We start from the raw sequence: 10571 nt of genomic DNA, 5'->3' as shown, positions 1-10571 counted from the left end.
ATGACTTTGTGGGTGGGGAGATAGGGGGCGAGATGTGCCATCACGCCGATCGGCCCCATGCCTGGGCCGCCGCCACCGTGGGGGATGCAGAAGGTTTTGTGGAGGTTGAGGTGACAGACATCTGCGCCGAAGTCACCAGGGCGACATAAACCGACTTGGGCGTTGAGGTTGGCACCGTCCATGTAGACTTGGCCGCCGTGCTCGTGAACGATCGAGCAAATCTCGACAATTCCCTCTTCAAATACGCCGTGGGTGGAGGGATATGTCACCATTAAGGCGGCTAATTTGTCCGCATGTTTGGTAGCTTTGGCGCGGAGATCTTCGATATCGATGTTGCCATCATCATCACACGCGATCGGCACTACTTGCATTCCCGCCATGACTGCGCTGGCGGGGTTTGTACCGTGGGCGGATTGAGGGATCAGGCAGACGTTGCGATCGATATCGCCGCGTTGGTGGTGATATTCGCGGATGACTAAGAGTCCGGCATATTCACCTTGGGAACCCGCATTGGGTTGGAGAGAGATCGCATCAAAGCCCGTAATTTCGGCTAACCAGCGTTCGAGGTCGTCAAATAGGATTTGATACCCTTGGGCTTGTTCGACGGGGGCGAAGGGGTGAATTTGCCCGAATTCAGCCCAAGTTACAGGTACCATCTCGGAGGTGGCGTTGAGTTTCATCGTGCAGGAACCGAGGGGAATCATCGCCTGCGCGAGGGATAAATCCTTGGATTGCAAGCGGGTGATGTAACGCAGTAGCTCGTTTTCAGAGTGATAATTTTTAAAAACTGGGTGAGTCAGGTACTCAGAGGTACGCTCTAGGGTTGAGGTTTGGATACTGGAAGTTGAGCTACTCGTTTCGATTTCGGAGCAGGTGAAATCGGGAGCTTTGTCACCAGCGAAAATTCGCCATAAGTCCATCACATCCGCAGGGGTGGTGGTTTCGTCGATCGAGATCCCAATGTGATTTAGATCGATCGATCTCAAGTTAATTTGTTGGGATTTTGCTCGCTCTAAGATTTCAGCAGCATTTCCAGTTACTTTGATATGAAGCGTATCGAAATAGGGTGCATTACCGATCGAGTAACCTAATTTAGTTAAGCCAGTGGCGAGGGTAGTAGTCAGATTATGAATGCGGGTGGCGATCGATTTCAAACCTTCTGCACCATGATAAACCGCATACATGCCCGCCATAATTGCCAGCAGAACTTGGGCGGTACAAATATTACTCGTAGCTTTATCGCGGCGGATATGTTGTTCGCGGGTTTGGAGTGCTAATCGGAGCGCGGTTTTACCGCGTTTATCTTTGGATACTCCTACTAATCGACCAGGGATTTGGCGTTTGTAGGCATCTTTGGTCGCAAAATAGGCAGCATGTGGCCCACCATAACCTAATGGTACCCCGAAACGTTGCGTATTTCCGACGACGATATCCGCGCCGAATTCTCCAGGTGGTTTTAATAACGTGAGGCTGAGTAAATCGGCGGCGACGGTGACGATCGCACCTGCTTTGTGGGCTTGTTCAATCACGTCTTGATAATCATAAACAGCTCCATCGGTGGCGGGATACTGTAACAACATCCCAAATATTTCTTGGCTGAAATCAATGTTTTTGTGATCGCCAATTACGACTTCAATGCCTAATGGAATCGCACGGGTTTTAATTACGTCAATCGTTTGGGGATGACAAGCTTCAGACACCCAGAAAGTATTAAACTTCGTCTTCTGAATGCCATAACTCATGCTCATGGCTTCCGCTGCTGCTGTCCCTTCATCTAATAGCGAGGCATTGGCGATCGCCATCCCCGTCAGATCCATAATTACGGTCTGATAATTGAGTAAAGCTTCGAGTCTGCCTTGGGAAATCTCTGGTTGGTATGGTGTGTATTGAGTGTACCAGCCAGGATTCTCGAGGATATTTCTTTGAATGACTGTCGGGGTGATACAATTCGCATAACCCATACCGATATAAGAGCGAAAAACTTGATTTTTAGCTGCAATTTGTTTGAGTTTATTAAGGACAGCATATTCACTGTGAACTGTCTCAATTGCCAATGGTTGCTGAGATTTAATTGCGGCTGGTACCGTCCGATCGATCAACTCCGCTAGACTAGCTACACCCAATATATTTAACATTCGATCGATATCTGTCGATCTTGGCCCGATATGTCGCCCGATAAACTCCGCATCTGCCCCAGAATTGGCTGCGGTAGCACTAGCGATGTCAACTGCCTGAGTAAACCGAGGTGGAGATTGGGTCATAGATGTCGAGGTAGAGAGGAATACTGTATATAAATGTAAAGGATTTAGCTGAATTTTGGCACTAACGATCTTGCGGAGCGTATCGACAGCCGGCGATCTCTAAGCACCCTCGACTTTAACGCGATAATCGGTTGCTGAGAGCGTAGCGTCGATTTCGCTCGGATCTGTGGCTTGGATTTCCAGGAGCCAGCCAGTAGTATAAGGATCGGTACTAATGATTTCTGGGGTATCGATCGCCGCATCATTGCGTTTAATTACTTTGCCACTAATTGGGGCTTTGAGATCTTCGACAGCTTTAACAGATTCGATCGTCCCAAAGGCACTACCTTTGACAATCTCATCACCCACTTCTGGCAGATCGACAAAGACAATATCACCCAACTGATCGACGGCAAAGGCACTGACACCAACTTTAGCGACAGTCGCGGTTAATTCTACGTACTCATGTGAATCTGTATAACGTAAATTATCAGGATATTCTAAGCTCATCTTGCGTGCCCTCGATCGACTTTAAGCTCTAGCATAGCGATTTATGTGTCACTCGGATAGCTGGGGAGCTAGGAAGGAGATTCGACGTGAAAGAGAAGTAGTTTACAATGGAGTTGTGGCAGGAATTTTCGATCTAGTCAGGCATCTTCAAAAACAGTCTGGCTCTGGATCGAGTTCGATCGAGCCAATATGGATTGTTTTTTAGTTGGGATTTGATTTGGAGATACACAATGTCTGAAGAGCGTTTCGACAGGCTCGATAGCCAACTAGCACAAGTTATTGATTCTATTGCTACGATGCAGCAGAATATGACTACGATGCAACAGAATATGACTGTCATGCAGCAGAATATGGCTACTAAGCAAGATTTAGCTGTCGTCGAACAAAAAGTCTCTGGTATCGAACAGAAAGTCTCTGGTATCGAACAAAAAGTCTCTGGTATCGAACAAAAAGTCTCTGGTATCGAACAAAAAGTCTCTGGTATCGAACAGAAAGTCTCTGGTATCGAACAAAAAGTCTCTGGTATCGAACAGAAAGTATCCGCCCTGGAAAATAATATCGATGCCGCACGGGAAGATATCAGTGCATTACGTCGTCGAGTTGAAAGTAATGAAGGAACGTTAATAATCGCTATCCGCGAAGGATTTCGCAGTCAAGAAGATGGGATAAACGATCTAAATTACGATCTATCGGTTAATGAGCGGAAAACTCGACGATTAACTCGTCGGGTTACGCGGTTAGAACGCCAAAATCTTGACGATTAGCAACGGATGCTAGTATCTAACGCAAATTCTTTTTGCCAAGTGATGCCCTCTAGTTTAGGTGCAAATTTTTTGCACCAAGAAGATCGATTTTTATCCAAAGTTTTTAACAGATTATGACCTGTGTCTTGTTGTTCTGAGGCATTAATCAAAGATTGCAAGAGACCGATGGTCAATAGCTTTACTAACCCTCGTTGAGGATCTTCATCGATGACAAGCTTTGGATCGATCTTTGTGGGATGTAGATTCAATGATTTTATGCTATTCCAAACCAGGAATCGATCGCCGTCAACTGCCGATCCACCGATTTCGGATCGATCGATTGAGACTACGCCAGATCTTGTAGGTATATAAGTCGATCGCTTTTTGAATGTCAATATTCAGACACGAGTAGGGTAGAACTACGCTAAATCTCGTAGGCGTGAAAGTTGATCGCTTTTGGGATGGTAATATTCAGACATATCGGACATTTTTGTTAAAAATGAAAAATTACCTGTTGCCAACTGCGATTTTTGGATCGATCGCTTTAGTTAGCTACACATTACCAGCGGTGGCACTATCCCCGATCGAGGTACAGCGGATTGCCAAGCAAACTACCGTGCGGATTGCGGGTTGCAGTATCGGCTCTGGTGTCATCCTCCGCAAAAATGGCAATACCTATACTGTCTTGACGGTAGCTCATGCTGTCAAAACTAGCGGCTGCGAGATCGTCACCCCCGATGATGCCAAATATCGAGTTACCCAAGTCAAAACTTTTCCCAACAAAATCGATCTGGCGATCGCTACCTTTACCAGCGATAAAAACTATTCTGTCGCGAAACTCATCGACAATTCCGATCGAATCGAAGCGGCTGAAAATATTTACGTATCGGGTTTTCCATTATCTAGTGCTATCAAATCTTCGGTGTTTACCTTTGTCAAAGGGGATATCATTGCCAATCCCCCGACTCAGCAACAAGGCAAAGGTTATTCGCTGATTTATAGCAATAATACGTTGCCAGGGCACAGTGGTGGCCCTGTCTGGAATGAGCAAGGCGAAGTTATCGCCATCCACGGGCAAGGCGATATTGTCGGTACCAAGTTGACTGAAACTATCAATCGCGACGTTAGAGTCAAGACTGGCTACAATCTGGGGATTACCGTCAATACCTTTACTAAGCTAGCCACAACGGCTGGTATCCCTGGTTATGCTCCGACAAGGGTAGCAACTCGATCGAAACCAGTTGATGATCTGATCGCCAGTGCGATCGTCAAAGAGAGCAAGGGTGACTACAAAGGAATGCTCGCTGATATGGATCGGGCAATCTTTCTAGATTCCCAAAATGGGCGGCTGTATTACACCCGTGGGGTAGCTAAGTCGATGCTAGGCAATCGCGATGCGATCGCCGACTACAACCAATCCATCTCATTCGCGCCCAATGAAGCTTCCGCTTATAACAATCGCGGCGTGACTAAATCCGATCTGGGCGATAAAAAAGGCGCAATCGCCGATTTCGATCGAGCAATCTCCCTAGATGCTAATGATGCCAAACCTTACTATAATCGTGGGAATGCTAGAGCGCAGCTAAATTCACCGAAAACCGCACTGGTAGACTTCGATCAGGCGATCTCCCTCAATCCCAGTTTAGCCCCAGCGTATCTGAGTCGCGGTACCACCAAGTCAATGCTCGGCGATACCAAGGGCGAATTGGCGGACTTCAACAAAGCGATCACCCTCGATCCGAATTATACCGCCGCTCACTACAATCTCGGTCTGGCCAAATCCACCTTGGGCGACAAAAAAGGCGCGATCGAGAGCTTCAACCGCGCAATCGTCCTCAATCCCAAAGATGCCAAACCTTACAGCGATCGCGGCAATGCTAAGTCTGATGCGGGGGACAATCAAGGCGCGATCGAAGACTATAATCGATCGATCTCACTCGATCCGAATAACGCCAAAGCTTATGCCAATCGCGGGTTAGTTAAGTCGAAAATGGGCGATAAAAAAGGTGCAATCTTGGACTTGAAAAAAGCGGCAAATCGCTTCCAACGGCAACGGCAAACAGCTAGTTACCGCAGAGTCCTCGCTGAGATCCAACGGATTGGTTCATAATCGATACAATGGACGAATCGATCTCAATTGCATTACAAAAACTCGCGCGCGGTGACTATCAAGGGATGTTGGCGGTGATGGATCGGGCGATCTCGATCGATCCCTCTAACCCGCGCTCATATTCGTTGCGAGGGGTTGCCAAGTCTGGTTTAGCCGATCGACAAGGGGCGTTAACCGATCACAACCGATCGATCGCCATCAATCCCCATGACTCCCGCTCTTACAACAATCGCGGGATTGTCAAAGCCGATTTGGGCGATAAAAAAGGTGCGATCGATGATTACAATCATGCGATTGAGATCGATCCTCATCTCGCTGTGGCATATATCAATCGGGGCAATGCCAAATCCGATCTAGGTGATAAACAAGGCGCAATCCAGGATTATACCCGCGCTATTGCGATGAATTCGAGTCTAGCCGTAGCATATATCAATCGTGGTAATGCCAAGTCCGATTTGGGGGAAAAGCAAGGCGCGATCGCTGATTATAGCTATGCAATCTCGATCGATCCACTCCACCCACCCACCTACAACAATCGTGGGATTGCCAAATCGGCATTAGGCGATCGTCAAGGGGAAATCGACGACTACGATCGCGCCATTGAACTCGATCCTGACTATATTGATGCTTACAACAATCGGGGATTTGCTAAATATAAATTAGGCGACAGAAAAGGCGCACTGGCAGATTGTAACGCAGCGATCGCGATCGATCCCCACTACGCACCACCTTACAATAGTCGCGGTTTAGTCAAGTCAGCATTAGGCGATAAACAAGGCGCACTTGAAGATCTCCGCACCGCCGCCGCCCTCTATCAGCAAGCCGGACAACTCGCCGACTACCAATCTGTCAGAATCTCGATCGAACGCCTCCGCTTTTAAACTATCACTCTCAACTCCCAACTCCCAACTTAATCAGATTTACCCACAATGCTGCCAGAAGATCGTAGAATGTCGATCGGCAAGATCGGCAGATGTAATGAAGAAGAAAAACCTGGCAGTCCTATTCGGTGGTAGATCCGTCGAGCACGAAATCTCCGTCATCACAGCACTTCAACTGATAAACGTCATCGACGTCACCCAGTACGAGATTATCCCCGTCTATATCGCCCAAACCGGACGCTGGTATGTGGGTGACAATCTGCTAGCCAAAAGTTTCTATCGTCGCCTCCCCAGTTCCCTCTCTGAAGCCCAAGAAGTCGCGCTATTGCCCGTCGCTGGCAGCAAAGGACTCACCTACCTCAATTCCCGCCGGAATGACATTCTGCCGATCGATATTTATTTCCTCGCCTTCCACGGCACCTTCGGTGAAGATGGCTGCATCCAGGGGATGCTAGAGATGGCAGATGCGACTTATACCGGCTGCGGCGTGCTACCTGCGGCACTAGGGATGAATAAGTATCAGTGTAAGATGATGCTCAAAGCTGCTGGTATCCCAGTTTTACCTGCGGCATTAGTCGATCGTCGGGATGCTCAAAAAAGCCTGGAAGCCGTGCGGGAACAGATATTTGCCACGCCAGGATTGGAGCAATTGCCGTTATTTGTCAAACCATGCAATCTGGGTTCGAGTATCGGCATTGGCGTCGCCACAGACGAGCGGACGTTGAATGCTTGCTTGGTCAATACCTTCCGCTACGATAGTCACGCGATCGTCGAACCCTGTATCAAAGATATCGTCGAAGTCAATGTCTCCGTCTTAGATGACGATGAAATCGTCGCATCAGTAATCGAGATGCCCGTCTCCCTCAGCGGCGTCCTCACCTTTGAAGAGAAGTATTTGCGCGATGACGGTGGCAAAAAGACTGGCGGTAACGAATCCCAAGGGATGGCGAGTTTGTCCCGGATCATCGACCCCCAAGACCTCAATCCCGAACTCAAACAAGCCGCGCTCGACTATGCGAAACAGGCTTTCAAAGTCCTCGGCTGTTCGGGTGTATCGCGGATCGACTTTATCATCGATGCTAGTTGCGACAAACTCTATTTCAACGAGATTAATACGCTCCCAGGTTCGCTGTCTTTTTATCTCTGGGTAAAATCCAATCCACCGTTGGTTTATACGGAGTTATTGAATCGGATCATTCGCCAAGCGGAGAAACGCCAAGTAACGAAGCTTGCGCTCAAGCGTCAAGAGGGAATGCGAGCATTATTTAAGTAATTGAAGATCGATCTCTATTAGACAGGAAGTGTTATCTTCATTCGGTTGAATCTTAGATGACAGTTTTGAGCATTCAAATATTTTTAAAGATTATTTGTAGTCATCATATCGATCGAAAATATTCATCCATTGTCAGTCGATCGTAATCCAATAACCAGTCATTAAATTCAGTATAGATCTGTGGTAGCAAATCTTTATTATTACCAATAATATCCATGCCGCGATCGTCGTAAGGATGAAATAAAATCTGGCGATCGAGACTGAGTAAATACAAACTACAACTATTGCGAGGTCTAATTCCCAATTCATTTGCAAGTGTGCCCCAGAGGAAAATATCGATTTGGCTTAGTTCGATATCGAAGCAGATAAAAGTTCTAATTAAATCCCAATCTTCTTCAAATATATGTGGTTCCTGATGTTGCCAAATTTCTGCTGTCTTGGGAATAGTAATGCCACACTCGCGGAGATTGCGAAAAATAGATAAATTGCCGACTAGTCGAGAACTTCCATAAAAGCCTAGACAGACAGTAACGGCTTGCAGCCCTTCAAACCCAAAGTCAATAATTGCTTTCGATCGCTCATACGCCCGCAAAAACATTTTAATGTAAGTTTCGCCGCCTGAAAGTTCTACCCGCAAGCTATGGGAATGGCGATAGAAAAGTCCATGTGAAAGAGCTTGTTCTCCAAATACTTGCAAGATTTTGAATCGATAAGTATTTGGCTCGATCGAGCTATTAAAAGTCATTGGTATTCTATAGAACTAAATCGACAATCAACGGATAATGGTCGGAGCCGATATCTTTACCAATCCGATTATTCGATACTTTCAGCTTGGATGTTATCGAACAATGGTCGATCGGGATTTGTAATAGTGGTAAATTAGTCGGTCATAAAGCTTGAATGCCAAATCCTTGACGGGTATTGCGGAGCTTGGCTCGATCGATAAATTTGCGATAATAAGGCGACCACATCGACATATTTAAATCTCCCATGACGATCTCTTCATTGCCTTAGAATAATTAGAATGCCTAAGCAGCGACTTGTTGACTGAATTCGAGTACCATTTGTCGCGCCCAAAGATCCGCAGCTAAAATATCATCTAAACTGGGCGTGAGATTAAAATCGGTGCGGTGTTTGTCACAGACTTTTTCGATGACTTTGGGAATATCGAGAAAGTGAATCTTTTCAGCTAAAAAGAGAGCTACAGCTTGCTCGTTAGCTGCATTTAGTACCGCTGGCATCGAGCCGCCAGCTATACCCGCAGCATAGGCGAGATCGATACAAGGATATTTAACTCGATCGGGTGCTCTAAAGGTCAGATCGCCAGCTTTGACGAGATCGAATTTTTCCCAGTTGGTGGGGAGTCGATCGGGCCAGGACATCGCATATAGTAGTGGCAGGCGCATATCCGGCCAACCTAATTGCGCTAAGACTGAGGTATCCTGAACTTCGATTAGCGAGTGGATGATACTTTGGGGATGGACGACGATCTCGATATTGTCATAATCCACACCAAATAAATAATGCGCCTCAATCACCTCTAAACCCTTGTTCATCAGGGTGGCAGAGTCGATCGTGATTTTTTGTCCCATCGACCAATTGGGGTGCTTGAGGGCGTCAGAAATCGTCACTGAGGCTAATTTTTCGGCAGGGAGATCGCGGAAGGCACCACCAGAAGCGGTGAGGATAATCCGGCGCAAGCCACCAGCCGGAACGCCTTGCAAACATTGGAAGATCGCAGAATGTTCGGAGTCAGCGGGGAGTAATTTGACTCCATGTTTCTCGACTAAAGGTAATACGACGGGGCCGCCAGCGATTAGGGTTTCTTTATTCGCCAGGGCGATATCTTTACCGGCTTTAATAGCCGCGATCGTCGGTAAGAGTCCCGCACAGCCGACAATTCCAGTGACGACACTTTGAGCGTCACCATAGCCCGCGACTTCGATCGTCCCTGCTGCGCCAGCGACAATAATGGGGCGATAATCTAAATCGGCGATCGCGTCTTTGAACTCAGTTAACTTGGCTTCATTCCCAATCGCTACAATTTCTGGGCGAAACTGCCGCACTTGTCGAGCTAATAACTCGACGTTGCTACCCGCAGCCAGTCCGACAATCCGAAATTTATCGGGATGATGTTCGACGATATCCAGGGTTTGAGTCCCGATCGAGCCAGTAGAACCAAGTAAAGTAATCGCTTTCACAATTTATGTTGCCGATCTTTATAAGATTTTGCTAATCTCTTCATTTTACGGCGTTCGGGGATCGATCGTTTAGGAAACTTGATAGTTTTGGATTTTCTCGGCTAATCTTTTAGCCAGAAAGGGACTTGCAGATTGTAAGCGAGTATGAATTTTGATCGCTTCATCCCGATATCTATGGATTTTGGAACTGTCCCAATGGATTGGTGGTGGTTGGAGATTAGTAATCCGATCAGCTAATTTTACCATCCAAATCTCTGGTGGTTGGCTGATGATGCGATCGAGACTGTCTGCTAATTGTTGAGATTTCTCTAGATCGGGATTTTTGCTCAAAGCTGCTACGCCGTCGGCAACTTTGGAGCCAAACATGGATTCGATCTGTGCGTAGGTAGTGTCGGTATCTTCGATCGTATCGTGGAGCAAGGCACAGGCAACTGCCAGATCGCCATCATGCCCAGTTTCGGCACTCAGTGCGGCGAGAATTTCCATACTCACCAAGTTCAAATGCAATAGGTACGGCAAATCAGAACTAGGGATAAGTTGTCCCCGATGCGCTTGTGCGGCAAATCGGCAAGCTTTGATATATAGTTCTCGATCCCAGTTAGATGCCATTATC

General features: G+C 47.1%; 9 protein-coding genes. 4 read left to right on the top strand and 5 right to left on the bottom strand.

Features of this window, described 5'->3' with window-relative positions; all coding sequences use genetic code 11:
- Together gcvP and gcvH are read right to left on the bottom strand one after the other, a co-directional pair.
- Positions 1-2261: aminomethyl-transferring glycine dehydrogenase (gene gcvP / locus RMO27_RS02840; RefSeq protein ID WP_309728879.1), on the bottom strand; the 2261-nt coding region annotated here is incomplete at its 3' end.
- Positions 2262-2360: 99 nt separating this feature from the next.
- Positions 2361-2750 (bottom strand): glycine cleavage system protein GcvH, encoded by a 390-nt coding sequence (gene gcvH, locus RMO27_RS02835; protein WP_309728877.1) that lies wholly within the window; start codon positions 2748-2750, stop codon positions 2361-2363.
- 230 nt (positions 2751-2980) lie between these two features.
- Between gcvH and RMO27_RS02830 the strand changes: the two genes are divergently transcribed.
- The 4 genes from RMO27_RS02830 (at position 2981) to RMO27_RS02815 (ending at position 7757) form a co-directional block, all read left to right on the top strand.
- Positions 2981-3514: a hypothetical protein gene (locus RMO27_RS02830; protein WP_309728876.1), complete on the top strand. Its 534-nt coding sequence runs from the start codon at positions 2981-2983 to the stop codon at positions 3512-3514.
- 418 nt (positions 3515-3932) lie between these two features.
- Positions 3933-5603 carry a tetratricopeptide repeat-containing serine protease family protein gene (locus tag RMO27_RS02825; RefSeq protein WP_309728874.1) on the top strand — a complete coding sequence of 557 codons (1671 nt, stop codon included), beginning with the start codon at positions 3933-3935 and terminating at the stop codon, positions 5601-5603.
- 8 nt (positions 5604-5611) lie between these two features.
- Entirely contained in the window at positions 5612-6484 is an 873-nt protein-coding gene (locus tag RMO27_RS02820; RefSeq protein WP_309728870.1) for a tetratricopeptide repeat protein, read from the top strand.
- Between the two features lie 97 nt (positions 6485-6581).
- A complete protein-coding gene (locus tag RMO27_RS02815; protein WP_309728868.1) occupies positions 6582-7757 on the top strand; it encodes a D-alanine--D-alanine ligase family protein in 1176 nt (391 codons plus the stop codon).
- A 103-nt stretch (positions 7758-7860) separates the two neighbouring features.
- On the opposite strand, the gene RMO27_RS02810 is transcribed toward RMO27_RS02815, so the two are convergent.
- From RMO27_RS02810 to RMO27_RS02800, 3 genes are all read right to left on the bottom strand, one after another.
- Positions 7861-8502, bottom strand: a complete 642-nt coding sequence (locus tag RMO27_RS02810) for a DUF3885 domain-containing protein (RefSeq protein WP_309728866.1) — start codon at positions 8500-8502, stop codon at positions 7861-7863.
- Positions 8503-8785: 283 nt separating this feature from the next.
- Positions 8786-9958 carry a 1-deoxy-D-xylulose-5-phosphate reductoisomerase gene (dxr, locus tag RMO27_RS02805; protein WP_309728864.1) on the bottom strand — a complete coding sequence of 391 codons (1173 nt, stop codon included), beginning with the start codon at positions 9956-9958 and terminating at the stop codon, positions 8786-8788.
- Between the two features lie 69 nt (positions 9959-10027).
- Complete coding sequence (locus RMO27_RS02800; protein ID WP_309728862.1) at positions 10028-10567, bottom strand: HD domain-containing protein; 540 nt, start codon at positions 10565-10567, stop codon at positions 10028-10030.
- Between the last annotated feature and the right edge of the window lie 4 nt (positions 10568-10571).

The sequence above is a fragment of the Chamaesiphon sp. OTE_75_metabat_556 genome, from assembly GCF_031378165.1.
In the GTDB taxonomy this organism is placed as follows: domain Bacteria; phylum Cyanobacteriota; class Cyanobacteriia; order Cyanobacteriales; family Chamaesiphonaceae; genus Chamaesiphon.
Note: the sequence above shows the minus strand (reverse complement) of the source record. Positions and strands in the feature narration are given on the sequence as shown.